We start from the raw sequence: 528 nt of genomic DNA, 5'->3' as shown, positions 1-528 counted from the left end.
TCCATTACCTTGATGGACGCATGAACTTTTATGGTGACTATAGTTATAATGTCAAAGGCTCTGATGGTCGTTATTTACCGACGACGTGGTGGACAGAAGGGTTGGCGCAATACCTTTATTTAGAAAACCATTACCCTGCAGCAATAAACGTCGCTCGAAATAAAACCTATACGTTATCCACTATTTTTCAGCATAACGCGAATATGAGTGACTGGAATGGTCGTGCCTATCCATGGGGATATTTAGGTGTTCGATTTATGTTTGAAAAGCATCGCAGTGATATAGATGCTTTGTTAGAGCTTTCACGCGATGGTGATGTGCTAGCGTATAAACATTATATTAATGAGACAATAGGGGATCGATATGACGCGGAATTTACGACATGGTTAGAAACGGTCGATAATAACAAGGCGCGTTTATTTGGTTTTGACCCGAATACCCCAGTAGCGGATGGAACGTTAGGGGAAGATCGTTACCGCTGGGATCCAAATGTGGATTATCGCACTGATGCTTGTATGAATAATTACT

At 41.5% G+C, this 528-nt stretch carries 1 protein-coding gene; it reads left to right on the top strand.

From position 1 onward, the window contains the following. Window positions 1–528, top strand: a 528-nt coding sequence (locus ACSLUH_RS19490; RefSeq protein ID WP_448570078.1) for a collagenase, incomplete at both ends; no start/stop codon positions are given.

Source organism: Thalassotalea ganghwensis (assembly GCF_053485795.1).
This window is presented reverse-complemented; position numbering and strand designations above follow the sequence as displayed.